Origin of the sequence: Variovorax sp. OK605 (assembly GCF_900115445.1) — a bacterium.
GTDB lineage: Bacteria > Pseudomonadota > Gammaproteobacteria > Burkholderiales > Burkholderiaceae_C > Variovorax.
In genome coordinates this window covers 139,707-162,662 of record NZ_FOWL01000001.1, presented here as the reverse complement: position 1 = coordinate 162,662, position 22,956 = coordinate 139,707, and the positions used below count along the sequence as shown (strand labels likewise).

Sequence of the window (22,956 nt, the reverse complement as noted above, 5' to 3'; positions counted from 1 at the left end):
AATCGGAATTCCTGGCTCGGTGCGCGGCGCCCATACTGGGGAGAGCCGCGCACCGAAAAATTCTAGAAACCGGCGCCGTTTTCACCGCTATCGCAAGCGAGCCAATTCAATGACTTCAGAAGCCTCCATGCCACGTCATCCGCGCCGGCTGCAGCGCCGTTCGGGTTGCGTGTCGCAGCCGGAGCTGCACACCAGCTCGGCCGCGTGGCTGGAGGGTGTGCTGTCGATGTTCGAGGCCGAGGGGCTGGACGTGCCTTCGCTGCTGCGCGACGCGGGCTTCGACCCCGACTCGCTGCACCGGCAGAACGCGCGCATCCCGGTCGACGAGATCACGGTGATGTGGCAACTGGCCGTGGCGCGCGCCGGGCGGCCCACGCTGGGCCTGCACCGCGACTTCGCCTCCACCTACAGCAAGCTGGGCACGGTGGGCCACGCCATGGCGTGCAGCCCCGACCTGGGCGCGGCGCTCGCGCGGCTGGCGCGCTACATGGCGGTGATCTCGGACGCGACCGCGTTCTCGCTCGCGCACGACGCGCGCGGCTGCTGGCTCGTGATGGAACACACCGGCGGCGCCCTGCCCATTCCGCGCCAGCGCGTGGAATACGCGCTGCTCACCACGCTCGTGCAATGCCAATGGCTCACGCGGCGCGAGCTGCATCCGCTGGCCATGGAGTTCGTCTACGCCGCGCCGGCCGACGACCACCTGCACCGCGAGGCCTTCGGCTGCGACGTGCGCTTCAACGCAACGGCCAACCGCATGCTGATCTCGGCCGCCGACCTGGCGATGCCGCTGCCCACCCACCACCCCGTGCTGGGCGAGATGCAGGAGCACCTGCTCGACGACCAGCTGGACCTGCTGGGCCAGACCACCACCAGCACGCTGGTGTGCGCCGAGATTGCGCGGCGCCTGCAGCACGGCGAGCCGCGCCGGCAGGACGTGGCCTCGGGCCTCGGGCTGGCCGAACGCACCTTGCAGCGGCGGCTGCAGGAAGAGTCGGTGTCGTTCCAGGCGCTGCTCGACCGCACCCGGCGCGAACTGGCGCAGCAGTACCTGGCGCAAGACCGCCACACGCTGACCGATGTGGCGGACATGCTGGGCTTCGTGGACAGCAGCAACTTCTTTCGCGCCTGCAAGCGCTGGTTCGGCGTGCCGCCGGCGCAGTACCGGGCGCGCATCTGGGACGGGCCGGCGCGCCTGGCCGCCTGACCGCCCTCTCGCCCTTCCAGCCCGCTCCCCGGGCCCGATGGCCCGCCAGGCAAGGGGTTACGCGCTCTGCCGGACAATCCGCCCATGAGCCTGCTTGCTGAAGACACCGAGGTCGCGGACCTGGGATTGCGCTGGAAAACCGGATTCGCGAACCTGGGACCGGCGTTTTTCACCGAATTGCGCCCGACGCCCCTGCCCGACCCGTACTGGGTGGGCCGCAGCGACGCCGTTGCGCGCGAACTGGGCCTGCCGCCCGGCTGGCATGAATCAACAAACACGCTGGCCGCCCTGACCGGCAGCATGCCCATCGCGGGCACGCAACCCTTTGCCACCGTCTACAGCGGCCACCAGTTCGGCGTGTGGGCCGGCCAGCTCGGCGACGGGCGCGCCATCATGATCGGCGAGGCCGACATCGCAAGCGACACCGGGAGCGAGGGCGGCCTCGAAGTGCAGTTCAAAGGCGCGGGCCGCACGCCCTACTCGCGTGGCGGCGACGGCCGCGCGGTGCTGCGCTCGAGCATCCGCGAATTCCTCTGCAGCGAAGCCATGCACGGCCTCGGCATTCCGACCACGCGCGCGCTGTGCGTGACCGGCTCCGACGCCCGCGTGCGGCGCGAAGAACTGGAAAGCGCGGCGGTCGTCACCCGCGTGGCGCCGAGCTTCATCCGCTTCGGGCACTTCGAGCATTTCGCGGCCAACCAGCGCGAAGACGAGTTGCGCGCGCTGGCCGACTACGTCATCGACCGCTACTACCCCGCCTGCCGCACCACCGAGCGCTTCGACGGCAACGCCTACGCCGCGTTCCTGGAAGCCGTGAGCGAGCGCACCGCCGCCCTGCTCGCGCAATGGCAGGCCGTGGGCTTCTGCCACGGGGTGATGAACACCGACAACATGAGCATCCTCGGGCTCACCATCGACTACGGGCCGTTCCAGTTCCTCGACGGCTTCGATCCGCGCCACATCTGCAACCACAGCGACACCAGCGGTCGCTACGCCTTCAACCAGCAGCCCAACGTGGCGTACTGGAACCTGTTCTGCCTGGCGCAGGCGCTGCTGCCGCTGATCGGCGACCAGGAAGTGGCCGTGGCCGCGCTGGAGTCGTACAAGACCGTGTTCCCCCACGCGTTCGAAGGCCGCATGCGCGCCAAGCTCGGCCTGGCGGATGCAGCCGAGGGCGACCGCGCGCTGATCGAAGGCGTGCTCAAGCTGCTGGCCGCGGGCAAGGTCGACTACACGATCTTCTGGCGCCGGCTCTCGCACCACATGGCCGACGGCAACGCCGAGCCGGTGCGCGACCTGTTTCCGGACCGCGAGGGCTTCGACGCCTGGTTGCTATTGTTTTCAGAGCGGCATGCGGCCGCTGGACGTGCGCAAGCGGCCGATTTGATGCTCAAATCGAACCCCAAGTTCGTGCTGCGGAACCACCTGGGCCAGCAAGCCATCGAAGCAAGTCAGCTAAAAGACCACGCGGGTGTGGCAACCTTGCTGGCCCTGCTCGAAGCCCCCTTCGACGAACACCCCGGTTGCGACGCCTACGCCGGCTTTCCGCCCGACTGGGCCTCCACGATCGAAATCAGCTGCTCATCATGACCGTACAGAAAACCGACGCCGAATGGAAAGCGCTGCTCGCTGAAAAAGGCGCCGAGCCGGCCGCCTTCGAAGTCACGCGCCACGCCGCCACCGAGCGCGCCTTCACGGGCAAATACGAAGCGCACTGGGACGACGGCACTTACCACTGCGTGTGCTGCGGCGCCAAGCTGTTCGACGCCTCGACCAAGTTCGACGCCGGCTGCGGCTGGCCCAGCTTCTCGCAGGAGGCCGTGCCGGGCGCCATCAGGAACATCGTCGACCGTTCGCACGGCATGGTGCGCACCGAGAACGTGTGCGCCGGTTGCGGCGCCCACCTGGGCCACGTGTTCCCCGACGGCCCGACCGAAACCGGCCTGCGCTATTGCATGAATTCCGCGTCGCTCGACTTCCAGAAAAAATGAAACTGATCCTCGACTTCTTCCCGATCCTGCTGTTCTTCGGCGCCTACAAGCTCGGCGACATCTACACCGCCACCGGCGTGCTGATGGCCGCCACCGTGGTGCAGATGGCGATCATCTACGCCATGGAGCGCAAGCTGCAGGCCATGCAGAAGGCCACGCTGGTGCTCATCCTGCTGTTCGGCACGCTCACGCTGGTGCTGCATGACGACCGCTTCATCAAGTGGAAGCCGACGGTGCTGTACGGCGCCATGGCTGTCGCGCTGGCGGTGGCGCTCTGGGCGCTGAAGAAGAACTTCCTGAAGATGCTGCTGGGCTCCCAGCTGGAGCTGCCCGACCGCATCTGGGCCCGCCTGAACGTGGCGTGGATCGGCTACTGCGTGTTCATGGCGGTCATCAACGGCTACGTGGCGGCGTACTTCACGACCGAGGCCTGGGTCAACTTCAAGCTCTGGGGCTATGCGTTCCCCATCGTCTTCCTGGTGGCGCAAGGCCTGTACATCGCGCCGCACCTGAAGAACGACGACGCGCCCACGGCATGACGGACAGCAGCATGAGCACCGCCACGGTCACCGCCACCGTACTGCCCACCGTCGCCGCGCTGGAGGCCGCGCTGCGCGAAGCGCTGGCCCCGACGCAGCTCGAGGTGATCGACGAAAGCGCCGCGCACGCCGGCCATTCCGGCGCCAACGCGCAGGGCTACGGCACCCATTTCCGCGTGCGCATCGCGTCCCCTCTGTTCGACGGGAAGCCCCGCGTGGCGCGGCATCGGCTTGTGTATGATGCCCTCCAGGTTTTTATCGCACAGGGTCTGCACGCCATCGCCATCGAGGTGCTCTGAGTCGTCCAACGCACACTTGCACCGCTTTCGACGCGGTCGCATCGCTCCCCTTTTCCTCCCCATCCCTGCTTTCTTTCCCGCGCCTTTTCCTACAAGCGCATTTCCTTCCCAGCTCGATATTCATTCCATGAAAAAACAAATCTTGCAGGCCGTCGCGGCCGCAGTGCTGCTCGGCGCCACTTCCACGGCGGCGCTGGCGCAGAACGCAGCCATCGTGAACGGCAAGCCGGTGCCCAAGGCGCGCATGGAGGTCCTGGCCCAGCAACTGGCAGCCGCGGGCCGTCCGGTGACGCCTGAAATGCAAAGCCAGCTGCGCGAGGAAATCGTGGCGCGCGAAGTGTTCATGCAGGAAGCGCAGAAGCAGGGCCTGGACACCAGCGAGGACTACAAGAACCAGCTCGAGCTCGCCCGCCAGGCCATCCTGATCCGCGCGCTGTTCGAGAACTACCGCAAGACCAACCCGGTGTCGGACGCCGACGTGAAGGCCGAGTACGACAAGTTCGTGGCGGCCAACGGCGGCAAGGAATACAAGGCCCGCCACATCCTGGTGGAGACCGAAGACCAAGCCAAGAAGATCATGGCCGACCTGAAGAAGGGTGCCAAGTTCGAAGACATCGCCAAGAAGCAGAGCAAGGACCCGGGTTCGGGTGCCAACGGCGGCGACCTCGACTGGGCCAACCCCGCGAGCTTCGTGCCCGAGTTCTCGGAAGCGATGATCAAGCTCAAGAAGGGCGAGACCACCCCTGCCCCGATCAAGACCCAGTTCGGCTATCACATCATCCGCGTGGACGACATCCGCCAGGCCCAACTGCCGAAGATGGAAGAAGTGAAGCCGCAGATCACGCAGCAGCTGCAGCAGCAGCGCCTGCAGAAGTTCCAGGAAGAACTGCGCGCGAAGGCCAAGGTCGAGTAAGTCGATCCAGGCAAAGGAAAAGCGACCTTCGGGTCGCTTTTTTCATGGCCGTCCTGTTGCTTGCTTCAGATGGCCCAGGTTGCGAAGTTGTCACCCGGCCCGTCGAGCGCACCGAACGCCCGCCATGCCTTGCCGGCATCGGCGCCCTGCACTGCCTGGCCCAGCGCATCTAGCGTGCGGTAGATCTGCGTCGACGCGCCGAAGTGCGCGGCGTTGAGCGCTTCGAGCTGCGGCAGCAGCACCTGCAGGATCTCGCTGCGTGCGGACGAAGCCGTTGCCTCGTCCGTTGCCTGGTCTTAGCGCCACGCCAGCAGCAACTTGCGGATCAGGTCCTCGATGCGCGCCGCTTCCAGCACGTGCCGGCTTCGCGGGTGATCGAGGTCGAGCATCGCCCGATCAGCCGACCCACTTGCGTGCGTTGCGCCAGACCTGCATCCAGGGGCTGAGCTCCGAGCGGTCGCCCGAGGTCCAGCTCATCTGGATGTTGCGGAACACGCGCTCCGGGTGCGGCATGACCGCAGTGAAGCGGCCGTCCGGCGTGGTCACCGAGGTCAGGCCGCCCGCGCTGCCGTTCGGGTTGAACGGGTACTGCTCGGTCGGCTGGCCGTGGTTGTCCACGAAGCGCATGGCGCCAATGGCCTTGGCCGCGTCGCCGCGGTGCTTGAAGTTCGCGTAGCCCTCGCCGTGCGCCACCGCGATCGGCAGGCGGCTGCCGGCCATGCCCGCGAAGAAGAGGCTCGGCGACTCGAGCACCTCGACCATCGACAGGCGTGCCTCGAAGCGCTCGCTCTGGTTGGTGGTGAAGCGCGGCCAGGCTTCGGCACCCGGAATGATGTCGGCCAGCTCGGCGAACATCTGGCAGCCGTTGCACACGCCCAGGCCGAAGGTGTCGGCGCGGCCGAAGAAGGTCTTGAACTGCTCGGCCAGCTTCGGGTTGAAGGTGATGCTGCGCGCCCAGCCGATGCCGGCACCCAGCGTGTCGCCGTAGCTGAAGCCGCCGCAGGCGACCACGCCCTTGAAGTCGGCAAGGTCCGCGCGGCCGGTCTGCAGGTCGGTCATGTGGACGTCGAAGGCCTCGAAGCCGGCTTCGGTGAAGGCGTAGGCCATCTCGACGTGCGAGTTGACGCCCTGCTCGCGCAGGATCGCGACCTTGGGACGCGACTGCAGGAAGGCCGGCGCCAGGGCCACGGACTGCTGTGCGTTCGGCAGGAACACGTGCATGCCGGGGTCGGTCGGCACGCCGGCGGCGGCGTGCTCGGCATCGGCGCAGGCGGGGTTGTCGCGCTCGCGGGCGATCTTCCAGCTCACCGAGTCCCACACGTGGTGCAGGTCGTGCAGGCTGGCGCTGAACACCGACTTGGCGTCGCGCCAGACTTCGAGCTTGCCCTTGCCCGCGTCCATGGTCGAGCTGGCGGGGCGCGTCTTGCCGACGAAGTGGCTGTGCGCGCTCAGGCCGTGCGCGCGCAGCACCTGCATGACGTCGTTGCGCTCGGCCGTGCGCACCTGCAGCACCATGCCCAGCTCTTCATTGAACAGCGCCTTGAGCGTGAGCTCTTCGCGCCGCGCGCTGACCTGCTGCGCCCAGTTCTTGGCGTCGCCGGTTTCCATGCGGCTGTCGGAGATGCCGTCGCCTTCGGTGACCAGCATGTCGACGTTCAATGCCACGCCGACGTGGCCGGCAAAGGCCATCTCGCACGCGGTGGCGAACAGGCCGCCGTCGCTGCGGTCGTGCATGGCCAGGATCTTGCCGTCGGCGCGCAGCGCGTTCACGGCATTGACCAGCGCCACCAGCTGCGCCGGATCGTCGAGGTCGGGCACGGTGTCGCCGCTCTGCTCGAGCGTCTGCGACAGGATGCTGCCGGCCATGCGGTGCTTGCCCCGGCCCAGGTCGACGAGCACCAGCGTGGTGTCGGCCTCTTCGGCGTCCAGTTGCGGCGTGAGCGTGCCGCGCACGTCGGCCAGCGACGCGAAGGCGGTGACGATCAGGCTCACGGGCGAGGTGACCTTCTTGGCCTCGCCGTTGTCCTTCCACTGCGTGCGCATCGACAGCGAATCCTTGCCGACCGGAATCGACACGCCCAGCGCCGGGCACAGCTCCAGGCCCACGGCCTTCACGGTTTCGTACAGCGCGGCGTCTTCGCCGGGCTCGCCGCAGGCGGCCATCCAGTTGGCCGACAGCTTCACGCGCGACAGCTCGATGGGTGCGGCCAGCAGGTTGGTGATGGCCTCGGCCACGGCCATGCGGCCGGAGGCCGGCGCGTCGAGCGCGGCCAGCGGCGTGCGCTCGCCCATGCTCATGGCTTCGCCGGCAAAGCCCTTGTAGTCGGCCAGCGTCACGGCGCAGTCGGCCACGGGCACCTGCCACGGGCCGACCATCTGGTCGCGGTGGCTCATGCCGCCCACGGTGCGGTCGCCGATGGTGATGAGGAAACGCTTGGACGCCACGGTCGGGTGCGCGAGCACCTCGATGGCGGCCTTCTGCAGGTCGACGCCGGTCAGGTCGAGCGGCTTGAAGGTGCGCGTGACGGCTTTCACGTCGCGGTGCATCTTGGGCGGCTTGCCGAGCAGCACGTCCATGGGCATGTCGACGGGCTGAACATTGGCGCCTTCGTCGGCCACCAGCAGCTGGCGCTCCTCGGTCGCCACGCCGACCACCGAGAACGGGCAGCGCTCGCGCTCGCAGAAGGCCTTGAACTGCTCGAGCGACGCCGGCGCGATGGCCAGCACGTAGCGCTCCTGGCTTTCGTTGCACCAGATTTCCTTGGGCGCCATGCCCGACTCTTCCAGCGGCACGGCGCGCAGGTCGAAGCGCGCGCCGCGGCCGGCGTCGTTGGTCAGCTCGGGGAAGGCGTTGCTCAGGCCACCGGCGCCCACGTCGTGGATCGCCAGGATCGGGTTGGCCGCGCCCTGCTGCCAGCAGTGGTTGATGACCTCCTGCGCACGGCGCTCGATTTCGGGGTTGCCGCGCTGCACCGAGTCGAAGTCGAGCTCGGCCGCGTTGGCGCCGGTGGCCATCGAACTGGCGGCGCTGCCGCCCATGCCGATGCGCATGCCGGGGCCGCCGAGCTGGATCAGCAGCGAACCGGCCGGGAACAGGATCTTCTTGGTCTGGGTGGCGTCGATGCTGCCGAGGCCGCCCGCGATCATGATGGGCTTGTGGTAGCCGCGCTGCACGGTGTCGAGGTCGCTCGCCACCGTCTGCTCGTATTCGCGGAAGTAGCCCAGCAGGTTGGGACGGCCGAACTCGTTGTTGAACGCGGCGCCGCCCAGCGGGCCCTCGGTCATGATCTGCAGCGGGCTGGCGATGTGCTCGGGCTTGCCGTAGTGGCCGCCGTCCTTGGCGGTATCGGGCCACAGCTTCGACACGGTGAAACCGGTCAGGCCAGCCTTGGGCTTGGAGCCGCGGCCGGTGGCGCCCTCGTCGCGGATCTCGCCGCCCGCGCCGGTCGAGGCGCCCGGGAACGGGGAAATGGCGGTCGGGTGGTTGTGCGTCTCGACCTTCATCAGCACGTGGGTCAGTGCGCTATCTTTTTGATAGCTCTGCGAGCCGTTGGCGGGAATGAAGCGCTCGATGGTCGCGCCTTCCATCACCGAGGCGTTGTCGGCATAGGCGATGACCGTGTGCTGCGGGTTCTGCTTCTCGGTGTGGCGGATCATCGAGAACAGGCTTTGCGGCTGCGCCTTGCCGTCGATGGTGAAGGCCGCGTTGAAGATCTTGTGGCGGCAGTGCTCGCTGTTGGCCTGCGCGAACATCATGAGTTCGACGTCGCTGGGGTTGCGGCCCAGGCGGGTGAAGGCGTCCACCAGGTAGTCGATCTCGTCCTCGGCCAGCGCCAGGCCGAAGCCGGTGTTGGCCGCCACCAGCGCCGTGCGGCCGCCGGCGAGCACGTCGACCTGCGCCATCGGCTGGGCCGGCAGTTCGCTGAACAGACTGGCCGCCTGCTCGACGGTGGCCAGCACCGATTCGGTCATGCGGTCGTGCAGCGGGCCGGACGCGGCGGCCAGCGCGTCGCCTTCGAGCACGGGGGCCTTGCCGATCAGCGGGGCCTTGAGCTTCAGGTGGTATTGGGTGACGCGCTCGACCCGGCGCAGCGCCAGGCCGCAGTTGTGGGCGATGTCGGTGGCCTTGGAGGCCCACGGCGACACGGTGCCCAGGCGGGGCGTGACCACCACCGAGGTGGTGGCCTTGGCGGGCGCCTCGAAGGGCTCGCCGTAGGTCAGCAGCGCGGCGAAGCGCTCACGGTCGGCCGTGCCGAGGGTTGCGTCGGTCACCACCAGGTGCACGAAACGGGCCGAAATGCCCTCGATGCGCGGCTCGACGGCCTGCAGCTTCGGCAGCAGCTGGCGTGCGCGGAAGTCGCTGAGCGCGCTGCCGCCCTCGAACATGGTTACGACAGGAAGGGCTTGAGGTGCGGGCTGCGTCACGGTCGATGGGGCCTCGGGGGCCGCGTTGGAAATCAAGGAATCGAGGCGGATGGCCGCTGACTGGGGTCATCCGCGTTAACCCGGAATTTTAGGCTAACGCCGGGCCTTCCCAAGTCGGCCGTCCCGCTTGGGGGACCGCGGGAACAGGAAGTGCCCCGCGTCGGGGGCAGGTTCATCTGCCGGATGGGATAATTCCGGGATGAGCATTAACTACAAAGACGCTGCGGGCATCGAAGCCATGCGGGTCGCCTGCCGCCTTGCTTCCGAGGTGCTGGATTACCTCACGCCCCTGATCAAGCCCGGCATCACGACCAACGACGTGGACCGGCTCGCCGCCGAATACATGGTCAAGCAGGGCACCACCTCGGCCACGGTGGGCTACATGGGCGCCAGCAGCGTGCCCTTCCCCAAATCGCTCTGCACCTCGGTGAACCACGTGGTCTGCCACGGGATTCCCAATGACAAGCCCCTGAAGAAGGGCGACATCATGAACGTCGACGTGACCGTCATCAAGGACGGCTGGTTCGGCGACAACAGCCGCATGTACGTGATCGGCGACGCCTCCATCGCCGCCAAGCGCCTGTGCAGCATCACCTTCGAAGCCATGTGGCACGGCATCCTGCAGGTGCGCCCCGGCGCGCACCTGGGCGACGTGGGCCACGCGATCCAGAAGTTCGCCGAAGGCCAGGGCTTCACGATCGTGCGCGAGTTCTGCGGCCACGGCGTGGGCCAGCGCTTCCATGAAGAACCCCAGGTGCTGCACTACGGCCGCCCGGGCACGCTGGAAGAACTCAAGCCCGGCATGATCTTCACCATCGAGCCGATGATCAACGCCGGCAAGCGCGACGTGAAGGAAGATTTCAAGGGCGGCCAGTACGACGGCTGGACCATCGTCACGCGCGACCATTCGCTGTCGGCCCAGTGGGAGCACACGGTGCTGGTCACCGAGACCGGCTACGAGGTGCTGACGCTGTCCGAAGGCAGCCCGCCGCTGCCCTCCTTCGTCACTTCGACCAAGACCTGACGCACGCGCGGCCCCGGACGTGATCGAAGCAGCCAAGATCGACGTGGCGACGCTGCGCGAAGCCTATCGGGCGAAAAAGCTCGCCCTGTTCGACACCCTGCGCTTCGCGCGCGCCCCCACCCGCAGCGTGCACACCGTGCTGCGGCAGCTGGCGGCGCTGGCCGACGAAACGCTCATCGCCCTGTGGCGCGAGGCCGGCTTCGGCGACTCGCTCACGCTGGCCGCGGTGGGCGGCTTCGGGCGCGGGGAGCTGTTTCCGTATTCCGATGTCGACGTGCTCGTGCTGCTGCCGCCGGAGGGCGACGAAGGCTACGAGGGCCAGGGCGGCGCCGTCGACCCCGCCCGCATCGAGGCCTTCATCGGCCAGTGCTGGGACGCCGGGCTGGAAATCGGCTCCAGCGTGCGCACGCTCGAAGAGTGCCTGGCCGAGGCCGAAAAAGACATCACCGTCCAGACCTCGCTGCTCGAGGCGCGCCTGATCACCGGCAACAAGAAGCTCTTCACGGCGTTTCGCCGCCGCTTCACGCGCGCCATCGACCCGCAGGCCTTCTTCGTGGCCAAGTCGCAGGAAATGCGGCACCGCCACCAGAAGTTCGACAACACGCCCTACGCGCTGGAGCCCAACTGCAAGGAATCGCCGGGCGGCCTGCGCGACCTGCAGACCATCCTCTGGATGACCAAGGCCGCCGGCTACGGCAGCCGCTGGGACGACCTGGCCAAGAACGGCCTGGCCACCTCCTTCGAGGCGCAGCAGATCAAGCGCAACGAGGCCCTGCTCTCGCTCATTCGCGCCCGGCTGCACGTGATTGCCAACCGCCGCGAAGACCGCCTGGTGTTCGACCTGCAGACCGCGGTGGCGGCCAGCTTCGGCTATGAAAGCGAGTCGCAGCGCAAGTCCAGCGAGGCGCTGATGCGCCGCTACTACTGGGCCGCCAAGGCGGTGTCGCAGCTCAACCAGATCCTGCTGCTCAACATTTCCGAGCGCCTGCAGCCCAGCATGGAGCAGCACACGCCGATCAATGAGCGCTTCTACGAGCGCGCCGGCCTGATCGAGATCGCCAGCGACGACCTGTACGAGCGCGAGCCGCACGCGGTGCTCGAGACCTTCCTGCTGTACCAGAAGACCATCGGCGTGCAGGGCCTGTCGGCGCGCACGCTGCGCGCGCTGTACAACGCGCGCCACGTCATGGACAGCAAGTTCCGCAACGACCCGGTCAACCACGAGACCTTCATGCGGATCATGCTGCAGCCCTACGGCATCACGCATGCGTTCCGGCTGATGAACCAGACCTCGGTGCTGGGGCGCTACCTGCGGGTGTTCCGCAGCATCGTCGGGCAGATGCAGCACGACCTGTTCCACGTCTACACGGTCGACCAGCACATCCTGATGGTGCTGCGCAACGTGCGGCGCTTCTTCATTGCCGAGCACGCCCACGAGTACCCGTTCTGCTCGCAGCTGGCCGCCGGCTGGGACAAGCCCTGGATCCTGTACGTGGCCGCCCTCTTCCACGACATTGCCAAGGGCCGCGGCGGCGACCATTCCACGCTGGGCGCGCGCGACGTGCAGCGCTTCTGCAAGCAGCACGGCATTGCCCGCGAAGACGCCAAGCTGATCGAATTCCTGGTGGCCGAGCACCTGGTGATGAGCCAGGTCGCGCAAAAGCAGGACCTGAGCGACCCCGAGGTGATCGGCGCCTTCGCCAGGCGCGTGGGCAACGAGCGCTACCTGACCGCGCTGTACCTGCTGACCATCGCCGACATCCGGGGCACCTCGCCGCGCGTATGGAACGCATGGAAAGGCAAGCTGCTCGAGGACCTGTACCGCTACACGCTGCGCGCGCTGGGCGGCCGCATGCCCGACCCGGACGCCGAAGTCGAGGCGCGCAAGCGCGAGGCGCTGGTGCAGCTCGCCCTGCACGCCCAGCGCTTCGAGGCGCACAAGGCGCTGTGGGACACGCTGGACGTGGGCTACTTCATGCGCCACGACGCCACCGAGATCGCCTGGCACGCCAAGCAGCTCTCGCGCTTCGTGCCGCCCAGGAACGTGCCGTTCGACCCGAAGGCGCCGCCGGTGGTGCGCGCGCACCTGTCGCCGGTGGGCGAAGGCCTGCAAGTGGTGGTGTACACGCCCGACCAGCCCGACCTGTTCGCGCGCATCTGCGGCTATTTCGACCAGTCGTCCTTCAGCATCCTGGACGCCAAGGTGCACACCACGAGCAACGGCTACGCGCTGGACACTTTCCAGGTGGTGACCACCTTCCTGCCCGACCACTACCGCGACCTGATCAGCATGGTCGAGTCGGGGCTGACGCACACCCTCACCGAAGCCGGCGCCTTGCCCGCGCCCAGCATGGGCCGGGTGTCGCGCCGGGTGCGCAGCTTTCCGATCAAGCCGCGCATCAGCCTGCTGCCCGACGACAAGGCGCAGCGCTGGCTGCTCAACATCTCGGCCAGCGACCGGGCCGGCCTGCTGTACTCGGTGGCCCGGGTGCTGGCGCGCCACCACCTGAACCTGCAGCTTGCCAAGGTCACGACCCTGGGCGAGCGGGTGGAAGACACCTTCCTCATCAGCGGCCCCGAGCTCCAGGGCCAGAAGACGCAGCTCGCGATCGAGACCGAACTGATGGAAGCCCTCGCGTCCTGACCGCCCGGTCAACCCACGGATTCCCGAGCGGCGCCACAGGTCATGCGACACGTGGCGAAAGGAAAGCCGGTGCGCGCGGCCCTTCGCCGTCAAAATGGCGGTCATGGAATCTTTGATCGAACAACTTTCAGACTCGGTGTCTTCGGCCAAGACACTGGAAGACCTGGCGCGCCCGATGCTTGAAATGCTCGAGGCCGTGACCGGGCTGGAGTCGACCTATCTCACCACCATCGACCTCGACAAGGGCCAGCAGCACATTCTTTTCTCCCGCAACGTGCGCAAGCTGGTCATTCCCGAAGGCCTCTCGGTGCCCTGGGCCGACACCCTGTGCAAGCGCGCCATGGAAGAAGGCCGCACCTACACCGACGACGTGGCCAGCTGCTGGGGCGACTCGGACGCGGCCCGCCAGCTCGGCATCCAGACCTATGTGAGCACGCCGGTGAAGACGGAGCGCGGCGGCCTGTTCGGCACCCTGTGCGCCGCCAGCGCCGCCCGGCTGCCGCTGCCGCCCCACGCGGAACCGGTGCTGCAGCTGTTCGCGCGGCTGATCGGCCAGCAGGTCGAACGCGAGCTGCTGTTCGCGAAGCTGGAAAAAGCCAACACCGAACTGGCGCTTGTGGCCTCCACCGACGCCCTCACCGGCCTGCCGAACCGCCGCACGCTGATCGAAGCGCTGCGCCGGATGCTCGCCCAGGGCGAGCGCGACAACCGCAGCGTGCTGGTCGGCTTCATCGACATGGACGGCTTCAAGAAGATCAACGACACCCACGGCCACGACATCGGCGACGAGTTCCTCTCGGCCATGGCCGGGCGGCTGTCGGCCTCACTGCGCTCCAGCGACCTGCTGGCGCGCTTCGGCGGCGACGAGTTCGTGGTGATCGGCACGGGCCCGGCGTTCGACGAATCGCCGCGCACCGCCGCGCGCGCCCTGGCCGACCGCCTGGGCGAAAGCACCATCGGCGAGCTGCGGCTGAACCAGACCATGCTCGACTACGGCGGCGCCAGCGTGGGCGTGGTCGCGGTCGATGCGCGCACCACTTCCGCGGAAGAAGCACTGCGGCTGGCGGACGACGCCATGTACGTCGTCAAGCGCAGCCGCCGGGCGGTCGCCAACGACAGGGAAGCCTCGTCCGCCTGAATGAACAACCGGCTGGCACGCCTCGAAAACGCCCTGGGCTCGCTCAAGGCGCGCATCACGATGGGTGGGATCATGGCGCTGGTGCTCGGCATCGGCGTGATCACCACCATCCTGGTCGGGCGCACCGAGCATGACCTGTTGCAGGGCCAGCGCCAGCGCGAGATGAGCGAGGCGGTGCGCACCGCCGGCCTGCTGGGCCACAACGTGGTCCAGCTGCAGCGGGTGCTCCAGTCGGTGGCCGAGGTGCTCGACGAACAGACGCTGGGCGACCCGGTGCGGCTCAAGGAATTCATGCGCACCCGGCAGGTGGTGCGGAATTTCTTCGCCAATGTGTACGTGGCCACGCCCGACGGCGACGTGCAGGTGATGGCCGACGAGAACGGCATCCACCTCCCCTCGCTGAACATCGGCGAGCGCGGCTACTTCGGCCGCTCGATCGCCGACATCCGCCCCATGGTCAGCGAACCGCTGCGCGGCTCGCTGACCGGCGAGCCGATCATCGCCTTCGTGCAGCCGGTGCACGACGCCAAGGGTGTCCACGCGGTGGTCGGCGGCACGCTGCGGCTGTCCAGCCGCGACCTGCTCGACGGCCTGGCCGACGCGCAGGAGTTCGACGCGGGCGCGCTCATCGTCGTCACCGACGCGCAAGGCCGGGTGCTCGCGCACCCCGACCGCAAGCGGCTGATGCAGTCGATCGCCGACGAACCGCGGCTGGCGCAGGCCTTCAAGTCATGGCAGGCGGCCGGCAGCCCGATCGAGCCGCTGGGGCTGTCGCTGGCGCAGCCGCGCGAAATCACCAGCGTGGCCGGCGTGCCCGGGCCCGACTGGCTGGTGTGGCGCGCGCGCTCCGAGACCGAGATCCTGGCCCCCGTGAAAGCCGCCCGCGAACAGGCGATGGCCTGGGCCGCGAGCCTGGTCGCGCTAGTGTCGGCCGGCATGTTCCTCACGCTGTGGTGGCTGCTGCAGCCGCTGATGCTGCTGGAGCGCCGCGCGCAGCACATGTTCGACGGCGTGATGCGCCCGGAAGACGGCTGGCCCAAGGCCGACGGCGAGATCGGTCACCTCGGCAAGGTGCTGCGCGACGTGGGCGTGCAGCGCGCCGAGTTGGAGCGCCTGAACAGCGAAATGATCAGCAAGCTGCATTCGGTGATGCGCGCCGCGCCGATCGGTATCGCCTTCATCCGCAACCGCCGCTTCGAGCTGGTGAGCGACGAGCTGTGCCGCCTGCTCTCCTATGAAGACAAGGACCTGCTGGGCCAGCAGCTCGACCTGATCGTGGTGCCGCCCGACGACGACCAGCCGGCGCTGGCCGCGCTCGAGAAGGAAGCCTTCGCGCGCAGCAATTCCTACGTGGGCGAAGTCCGCATGCAGCGCGGCGACGGCACCCGCTTCTGGGCCCGGCTGCGCAGCCGGCCGGTGGACCCGGAGCACACCGAGCTGGGCTCGATCTGGACGGTGCTCAACATCGAGGAGCAGCGCAACGCGCGCAAGGCGCTCGAATGGTCGGCCGCCCACGACGGCCTGACCGGGCTGGCCAACCGCCTGCGCTTCGACCAGCAGGCGCAGCGGCTGATCGACGCCCGGCCGCTGTCGCTGCCCACGGCCATGGTGTTCATCGACCTCGACCACTTCAAGGAAGTGAACGACACCGGCGGCCACCTCTCGGGCGACGCCATGCTGCGCGCCGCGGCGGCGGCCATCATGTCGCGGGTGCGCTCGGGCGACCTGGCCGCGCGCATCGGCGGCGACGAGTTCGCGCTGCTGCTCGAGCAATGCACCCACGAGGCCGCGGTGCGCGTGGCCGAGGACATCGTGGCGTCGATTTCGGCCATTGCGCTGCCCTGGCTGTCGGGCAGCCTGCACGTCGGCGCCAGCATCGGCGTGGCCAGCCTGTCACCGGAAATCGGCTCGGTGGACGACTGGATCTCGGCCGCCGACGCCGCCTGCTATGCCGCCAAGGCGGCGGGCCGAGGCACGGTGCGCGCCGGCCTGGCGCCCCGCGCCCCCCGTGCACCGTCGGCCCTGCGCGCGGGCGACGCGAGGCCCGCCTCCGGCGTCGCCGCGTCGCCGGACATCGCCGAAGACTGACCCGCCTGTTTGGAAAAAAGCCGAATCCAGTTGCGATTCGGCGACGTAAGTATGGGTAACCAGGGTTAATCCGATTGAGAATCCAAGTGTGGAATTCGTCACAGAAGCGCGCGTATTAAAGACAACTAGTCCCTGATTTCAGACAGTTTGTCATCCGAAAGTGCGCCTTTTAGTTCACATTTGTTGTCAATGGTTAATCGATCCAAGAGAATGCTTCGACATGGACACAGGCGCGACGTTTATTCAGTATTACGAGAGGAATTCCTGCAGTGCGCAATGGCTGGAATTCAATCGCGGCATGGCCGCCGAGTTGAGCGCCGGACTGCCGCCTGAGGACCTGAGACAGCTCTTCTTTCGCATCGGCCAGCGTCTCGCGCAGGCCATGCCGATTCCGCCCTGCAACACGCTCGGCGACCTGCAGGACGCGTTCAACGCCCACTGGAACGGCATCGATTGGGGCTTCGCCGTCCTGAACGAAGACGCCGACGGCCTCGCCATCACCCACGCCTGCAGCCCGATCGCCGTGGCCTTCGGCCCCGAGACCACGAACTGGAGCGTCGGCTTCTTCGAAGGCGTGTACCAGGGCTGGTTCGACGCGCAGCACATGCCCTCCTCGCTGCGCGTGCAGGCGCTGCAGCCCGACGTGCAGGCCGGTCCGCGCATCGACCTGCGGCTGTCGAGGGTGGACGCATGAGCGCCGACGACCACACACCTGAAGACATTGCCGGCCTGTTCGGCAAGTTCGGCGGCGACGCCCACGGCTACAAGGAATTCGCACCGCCCGAGGCCGAAGCCGAAGCGCCGCGCGTCTGGCCCTTGCTGACGGGCGAGAAGATCGCGCACCCGCCGGTGGTTGCCACGCCCGTGCTGGCACCTGCTCCCGCACCCGCGCCGGCTCCCTTCTTCGCGCCAGCGCCTGTTCCCGCTCCTGCACCTGCACCTGCACCTGCACCTGCACCGGCCCCTTTCTTTGCGCCGCCGCCCGCGCCTGCACTCGCCCCCGCACCTTTCCTGGCGCCCGCCGCGCCTCAGCCCCGCGCCGAGCCCGTGCTGCGCACGCCGCCGCCGGTGCTGGCCCCCGTGGTCTCGCCCATGTTCGCACCGGCCGCCCCCGCCATGCCGCGGGCCGCAGCGCCCGCCGCCGAGCCCACCGGCGCCGCGCCGACGCCGCTCGAACAGCTGTTCGAACGCCTGGCCTCCCCGCAGGCACCGGCCGCCGCGCCAGGCCCCATGTCGCGCTGGCGAAGGCCGACGTGACGATGGTCGTCATCCCCGTCATTTCTTCCAAGGGTGGTGTAGGCAAGACCACCATCGCCGCCAACCTCTGCACCGCGCTCGCCCAGCGCGGCCGGCAGGTGCTGGCGATCGACCTCGATCCGCAGAATGCGCTGCGCTTTCACATCGCCAACGAGCCGCAGGCCTGCGACAGCGGCCTGGTCGAAGCCGCCACCGGCCTGATGCCGTGGGCGCGCGCCATTCGCCAGGCACACGGCGGCGTCATGCTGCTGCCCTTCGGTGACGTCGACGACGAACGCCAGATCGTGTTCGAGCAGCAACTGGCCCGCAGCCCCAACTGGCTGGCCGAGACGCTGGCGCGCTTCGGGCTGCCCCAGGGCACGCTGGTGGTGCTCGACACCCCGCCCGGCCCCACGGTCTACCTGCAGCAGGCGCTGCGCGCGGCGCATTTCAGCGTGGTCACTGTGCTGGCCGATGCCGGCTCCTTCGCCACGCTGCCGATCGTCGAACGCATGCTCGACAAGTACGCGCGCTCGCGGCCCGACTACCTGGGCACCGGCTACGTGGTGAACCAGGTCGATCCGGGCAAGCGGCTGAACCACGACGTCTTCGAAATGCTGCGCCAGAAGCTGCGCCCCGAAATGCTGGGCGTGCTGCACCTGGACCAGGCGGTGCCGGAGGCGCTGGCCTCGGCCGTGCCGGTGCACCGCTACGCGCCCATGAGCCAGGCCACGCAGGACGTCGCGTCCTGCGCCGAGCGCCTGCTCGAACGCATCGACGCTGCCCGCCAGGCGGCCACCTTCCCCTCCCTGCGGACCATGGAACCGAACCGATGAAAAGCGACCAGTCCGCCCCGTTGCAGCAGCCTGCGCCCAAGCCCGCCCCCGCCATCCTGCAGTTGCTGCCGGTGCGCATCCTCGGCTGGATCGTGGCGCTCACGATGCTGCCCGCGCTGATCATCGCGCCCATGACCTTCGAGCAGCAGATCGTGCTGTCGGTGGGCATCTTCGTGGCGGCGCTGGTCACCAACCGTTTTCGCGGCCGCTTCGCCAGCCTGGTGCTGATCTTCCTGTCGGTCGTCGTGTCCTCGCGCTACACCTACTGGCGCGTGACCGAGACCATGTTCATGGACAACCCGGTCGACCTGGTGCTGGGCATCGGCCTGCTGATGGCCGAGGTGTACGCGTTCATCGTGCTGCTGCTGGGCTACATCCAGACCGCCTGGCCGCTGGAGCGCAAGCCGGTGCCGCTGCCGGAAGACCCGGCCGAGTGGCCGACCATCGACCTGTTCATTCCCACCTACAACGAAGCCCTGTCGGTGGTGCGCTCCACCGTGCTGGCCGCGCAGTCGATCGACTGGCCGCGCGACAAGATCAAGATCTTCGTGCTCGACGACGGCCGGCGCGAGGAGTTCCGCGTGTTCTGCGAGGACGTGGGCGTGACCCACGTGACGCGCGACAACAACCGCCATGCCAAGGCCGGCAACATCAACGCCGCGCTGAAGAACACCACGGGCGAGTTCGTCGCGATCTTCGACTGCGACCACATCCCCACGCGCTCGTTCATGCAGATCGCCATGGGCTGGTTCGGGCGCGACCCGAAGCTGGGCATGGTCCAGCTGCCTCACTATTTCTTCTCGGCCGACCCGTTCGAGCGCAACCTCGACACCTTCGGCACGGTGCCCAACGAAGGCGAGCTGTTCTACGGCCTGATCCAGGACGGCAACGACCTGTGGAACGCCACCTTCTTCTGCGGTTCCTGCGCCGTGCTGCGCCGGACCATCGTGGAAGAAGTCGGCGGCATCGCGGTGGAAACCGTGACCGAAGACGCCCACACCGCGCTGAAGATGCACCGCCGCGGCTACAGCACCGCCTACCTGGCGCTGCCGCAGGCCGCCGGCCTGGCGACCGAAAGCCTCTCGGGCCACGTGGGCCAGCGAATTCGCTGGGCGCGCGGCATGGCGCAGATCTTCCGCATCGACAACCCGCTGTTCGGGCGCGGCCTGCACTGGGCCCAGCGCCTGTGCTACGTGAATGCGATGCTGCACTTCTTGTACGGCCTGCCGCGGCTCATCTACCTGACGGCGCCGCTGGCGTACCTGTACTTCGGCGCGAGCGTGATCCACGCGTCGGCATCGATGATCTTCGCGTTCGCGCTGCCGCACATCCTGCACGCCAACCTGACCAACAGCCGCATCCAGGGGCGCTTTCGCTACCTGTTGTGGAACGAGGTCTACGAGGCGGTGCTGGCCTGGTACATCTTCCGCCCGACGCTGGTGGCGCTGATCAACCCCAAGCTCGGCAGCTTCAACGTGACGGCCAAGGGCGGCCTGATCCAGCAGGAGTACTTCGACAGCACCATCGCCAAGGCCAGCCTGGTGCTGCTGGCGCTGAACTTCCTGGGCGTGTGCCTGGGCGTGTGGCGCCTGACCTGGGTCGACCCGCAGAACATCGCCACCGTGTGGCTGAACCTGGCCTGGACCCTCTACAACCTGATGATCCTGGGCGCCTGCGTGGCGGCGGCCAACGAGTCGCGCCAGCTGCGCGGCTCGCACCGCGTCGAACTCAGCCTGCCGGCCACGCTGTACTTTGCCGACGGCCGCTCGCTGCGCTGCAACACCTTCGACTTCTCCAGCGGCGGCCTGGGCGTGGAACTGCCGCAGGACATGAAGCTCGACCTGGAAATGCCGGTCGACGTGGCGCTGTACCGCAACGACCAGGAATCGCGCTTCGCCTCCACCGTGCGCTTCAGCAGCGGCAAGCGGCTGGGCCTGCGCTTCGCGCCCATGAGCTTCGCGCAGGAGCGCGCGCTGGTGCAGTGCACGACCGCGCGCGCCGACATCTGGGCGGCACGCTGGGGCAACCATCCGCGCGTGCCGATCCACCGCGTGCTCGGCCACATCGTGCGCATCAGCGGCACGGGTTTTCGCGACATGTTCAGCCATTACTACCGTGCGGCCGCCTCGCGGCTGCGTCCCGTCAAAACGAAGGAATCCACGTGACGAACAACCTGCGCGCGCATCGCCGCATCGCGCCCCTTGTCCGCGTGGCCTCGCCCTCGCTGCTGCCTTGCCTGTCCGCCAGCGCCGTGATGTTCGCGGTGGCCCTGGCCGCCGGGGGCGCCTCGGCCCAGCCGCGCCCGCTGGCGCCGCCGCCCTCGACCAGCGCCCAGCCGGCCGTCGGCCCCACCGTGGCGCCCGCCGTGATCGCCGCGCCCGCCGTTCCCACCACCCCCATGTTCGCGACCACGCCGGCCGCAGCCGCTGCCGCCGCGGCATCGGCCGCCGCTGGCGGCGGCGGCGGCAGTGCCACCGCCGTCGTGCGTGAACTGAACCTCACGCAGCTGGGCATCGACTACGCGGTGCAGCTGCGCGGCATCAGCGGCACGGTCGGCATTCCGTTCAACGTGCGCGCCGACGAGCTGGTCACGGCCGCGTCGTTCAAGCTGAACTACGCCTACTCGCCCTCGCTGATTCCCGAGCTGTCGCACCTGAAGGTCACGGTGAACGACGTGCTGGTGGCCACGCTGCCGGTGAACCGCGCCGAGGCGGGCCGCCCGCAGACGGCCGACATCCCGATCGACCGGCGCCTGATCACCGAATTCAACCGCATCAACGTCGAGCTCATCGGCCACTACACGCGCGAGTGCGAAGACCCCGCGCACACCAGCCTGTGGGCACGCATCGACGCCACCAGCTCGCTGAAGCTGACGGTGGCGCCGCTCAAGCTCACCAACGACCTGGCGGCCCTGCCGCAGCCCTTCTTCGACCGCCGCGACGTGCGGCGCGCGCGCATTCCCTTCGTCTTCGGCGCGGCCGCGGCCGGCCCGGTGCTCGAGGCCGCGGGCGTGGTGTCGTCGTGGTTCGGCGCAATGGCCGACTACCGCGGCGCGACCTTCCCGGTGTCCAACGGCGACCTGCCCACGGGCCACGCGGTGGTGTTCGTCACGCCGGAGTCGAGCATTCCCGGTCTCACGCTGCCGGCCATCCAGGGCCCGGGCCTCGCGATCGTCGACAACCCGCGCGACCCCACGGGCAAGCTGCTGCTGGTGATGGGCCGCACCCCGGCCGACCTGCGCACCGCCGCCGGCGCGCTGGCACTCAACAGCAAGGCCTTCGCGGGCGCCACGGCCGCCGTCACCGCATTCCAGGAACCGCCGGTGCGCAAGCCCTACGACGCGCCGCGCTGGGTGCCGAGCGACCGCGCGCTGCAACTCGGCGAGCTGACCTCGGCCGCCGACCTGTCGGTGACGGGCTACAACCCCGACGTGGTCCGCGTGAACCTGCAGCTGCCGCCCGACCTGTTCACCTGGCGCAGCCGCGGCATTCCGCTGGACCTGCAATACCGCTACACGCCGCGCGTGCGGCCCGACCAGTCGACGCTGAACATCAACGTCAACGACAACTTCGTGGGCGGCCTGCCGCTGCGCTCGGCCAACCCGGCCGGCGACCGCTGGTGGAACCCGCTGGCCGTGAAGCTGATGCCCGACGGCACGCTGGCCGAGCACAAGGAAGTGATCCTGCCGCCGCTGGCGATGGGCCCGCGCAGCCAGCTGCGCCTGCACTACTACTTCGAGCCCGTGGGCGGGCGCTGCGTGCCGCAGCTGGACAACGTGCGCGGCTCGATCGACCCGACCTCCAGGATCGACGTGTCGGGCTTCCCGCACTTCATCGCGATGCCCGAGCTCGCGGCCTACGCCAACGGCGGCTTCCCGTTCTCGCGCATGGCCGACCTGTCGGACACCGCCGTGATCCTGCCGGACCAGCCCAACAACGCCGACACCGAGACCTACCTCGGGCTGCTCGGTCAGATCGGCCGCTCCACCGGCTACCCCGCGCTGCGCGTGAAGGTGGGCCGCTCGGCCGAGGCCACGCAGTTCGCCGACAAGGACCTGCTGGTCATCGGCAACCTGCAGAGCCAGCCGCTGTTCACGCAGTGGGCCGACAAGATGCCGCTCAAGCGCAACGGCACCGCGCCCGAGCTCAAGCTGAACAGCTGGATCGACAACGCCATCGACTTCGTGATCGGCGCGCGCACCCGTGAAGACCTTCCGGGCTCGATGCAGATCGCGGTGAGCGCCGACGGCCGCGATGCCGTGCTGGCCGGCTTCGAGTCGCCCCTGCAGAGCGGGCGCAGCGTGATCGCGGCCATCACCAACCCCGACACCAAGGACGCGCTGCTCAACGCGCTGATGACGCCCGACCTGCTCAAGAGCGTGCAGGGCAGCATGACCATCGTGCGCGACACGCAGGTCAACAGCGTGCTCGGCGGCGACACCTACTACGTCGGGCGCCTGCCCCCGATCGCCTGGGTGCAGTGGAACCTCTCGCGCAGCCCGCTGATGCTGGCCGCGCTGGTGATCGTGCTGGCGCTGCTGGGCGCGGCCGTGTCGTATGCGGGCCTGCAGCTTCGTGCGCGCCGCCGCCTCGCGGTCAAGGCAAAAGCCAAGTAAC

17 protein-coding genes are annotated in these 22,956 nt (G+C 68.4%); 15 read left to right on the top strand and 2 right to left on the bottom strand.

From position 1 onward, the window contains the following. Positions 1 to 127: 127 nt before the first annotated feature. From BM013_RS00785 to BM013_RS00760, 6 genes are all read left to right on the top strand, one after another. The gene (locus BM013_RS00785) at positions 128 to 1,207 is read left to right on the top strand and encodes an AraC family transcriptional regulator (protein WP_093121603.1); all 1,080 of its coding nucleotides are present in this window, start codon (positions 128 to 130) and stop codon (positions 1,205 to 1,207) included. Positions 1,208 to 1,291: 84 nt separating this feature from the next. Beyond that, positions 1,292 to 2,797 carry a protein adenylyltransferase SelO gene (locus BM013_RS00780; protein WP_093121601.1) on the top strand — a complete coding sequence of 502 codons (1,506 nt, stop codon included), beginning with the start codon at positions 1,292 to 1,294 and terminating at the stop codon, positions 2,795 to 2,797. Then, the gene (msrB, locus tag BM013_RS00775) at positions 2,794 to 3,198 is read left to right on the top strand and encodes a peptide-methionine (R)-S-oxide reductase MsrB (RefSeq protein ID WP_093121598.1); all 405 of its coding nucleotides are present in this window, start codon (positions 2,794 to 2,796) and stop codon (positions 3,196 to 3,198) included. The genes BM013_RS00780 and msrB overlap by 4 nt, the downstream gene beginning before the upstream one ends. Further along, the gene (locus BM013_RS00770; protein WP_093121595.1) at positions 3,195 to 3,737 is read left to right on the top strand and encodes a septation protein A; all 543 of its coding nucleotides are present in this window, start codon (positions 3,195 to 3,197) and stop codon (positions 3,735 to 3,737) included. The genes msrB and BM013_RS00770 overlap by 4 nt, the downstream gene beginning before the upstream one ends. 11 nt (positions 3,738 to 3,748) lie before the next feature. Further along, positions 3,749 to 4,036, top strand: coding sequence for a BolA family protein (locus BM013_RS00765; protein ID WP_093123264.1), 288 nt, complete (start codon positions 3,749 to 3,751; stop codon positions 4,034 to 4,036). Positions 4,037 to 4,163: 127 nt separating this feature from the next. After that, on the top strand, positions 4,164 to 4,949 hold the full coding sequence (locus tag BM013_RS00760) for a peptidylprolyl isomerase (protein ID WP_093121593.1): 786 nt from the start codon (positions 4,164 to 4,166) through the stop codon (positions 4,947 to 4,949). Between the two features lie 65 nt (positions 4,950 to 5,014). On the opposite strand, the gene BM013_RS41120 is transcribed toward BM013_RS00760, so the two are convergent. Next, positions 5,015 to 5,191 (bottom strand): hypothetical protein, encoded by a 177-nt coding sequence (locus BM013_RS41120; RefSeq protein WP_177225397.1) that lies wholly within the window; start codon positions 5,189 to 5,191, stop codon positions 5,015 to 5,017. 154 nt (positions 5,192 to 5,345) lie between these two features. Further along, positions 5,346 to 9,335 carry a phosphoribosylformylglycinamidine synthase gene (gene purL, locus BM013_RS00755; protein WP_093121590.1) on the bottom strand — a complete coding sequence of 1,330 codons (3,990 nt, stop codon included), beginning with the start codon at positions 9,333 to 9,335 and terminating at the stop codon, positions 5,346 to 5,348. A 238-nt stretch (positions 9,336 to 9,573) separates the two neighbouring features. Between purL and map the strand changes: the two genes are divergently transcribed. The 9 genes from map (at position 9,574) to bcsB (ending at position 22,955) form a co-directional block, all read left to right on the top strand. Further along, the gene (gene map, locus BM013_RS00750; protein WP_093121588.1) at positions 9,574 to 10,398 is read left to right on the top strand and encodes a type I methionyl aminopeptidase; all 825 of its coding nucleotides are present in this window, start codon (positions 9,574 to 9,576) and stop codon (positions 10,396 to 10,398) included. A gap of 19 nt (positions 10,399 to 10,417) precedes the next feature. Further along, a complete protein-coding gene (locus BM013_RS00745) occupies positions 10,418 to 13,042 on the top strand; it encodes a [protein-PII] uridylyltransferase (protein WP_093121585.1) in 2,625 nt (874 codons plus the stop codon). A 103-nt stretch (positions 13,043 to 13,145) separates the two neighbouring features. Next, positions 13,146 to 14,180, top strand: coding sequence for a sensor domain-containing diguanylate cyclase (locus tag BM013_RS00740; RefSeq protein WP_093123261.1), 1,035 nt, complete (start codon positions 13,146 to 13,148; stop codon positions 14,178 to 14,180). Further along, complete coding sequence (locus tag BM013_RS00735) at positions 14,181 to 16,268, top strand: sensor domain-containing diguanylate cyclase (protein WP_093121582.1); 2,088 nt, start codon at positions 14,181 to 14,183, stop codon at positions 16,266 to 16,268. Between the two features lie 298 nt (positions 16,269 to 16,566). Beyond that, the gene (gene bcsD, locus BM013_RS00730) at positions 16,567 to 16,962 is read left to right on the top strand and encodes a cellulose biosynthesis protein BcsD (protein ID WP_256221334.1); all 396 of its coding nucleotides are present in this window, start codon (positions 16,567 to 16,569) and stop codon (positions 16,960 to 16,962) included. After that, positions 16,959 to 17,525 carry a BcsR/BcsP family cellulose biosynthesis protein gene (gene bcsR / locus BM013_RS41115; protein ID WP_093121579.1) on the top strand — a complete coding sequence of 189 codons (567 nt, stop codon included), beginning with the start codon at positions 16,959 to 16,961 and terminating at the stop codon, positions 17,523 to 17,525. The genes bcsD and bcsR overlap by 4 nt, the downstream gene beginning before the upstream one ends. Positions 17,526 to 17,527: 2 nt before the next feature. Beyond that, the gene (gene bcsQ / locus BM013_RS00720; RefSeq protein ID WP_177206497.1) at positions 17,528 to 18,340 is read left to right on the top strand and encodes a cellulose biosynthesis protein BcsQ; all 813 of its coding nucleotides are present in this window, start codon (positions 17,528 to 17,530) and stop codon (positions 18,338 to 18,340) included. After that, positions 18,337 to 20,505, top strand: coding sequence for a UDP-forming cellulose synthase catalytic subunit (gene bcsA / locus BM013_RS00715; RefSeq protein ID WP_093121574.1), 2,169 nt, complete (start codon positions 18,337 to 18,339; stop codon positions 20,503 to 20,505). The genes bcsQ and bcsA overlap by 4 nt, the downstream gene beginning before the upstream one ends. Next, the gene (bcsB, locus tag BM013_RS00710; RefSeq protein ID WP_256221333.1) at positions 20,502 to 22,955 is read left to right on the top strand and encodes a cellulose biosynthesis cyclic di-GMP-binding regulatory protein BcsB; all 2,454 of its coding nucleotides are present in this window, start codon (positions 20,502 to 20,504) and stop codon (positions 22,953 to 22,955) included. Before bcsA ends, bcsB begins: the two co-directional genes overlap by 4 nt. Position 22,956 lies beyond the last annotated feature (1 nt).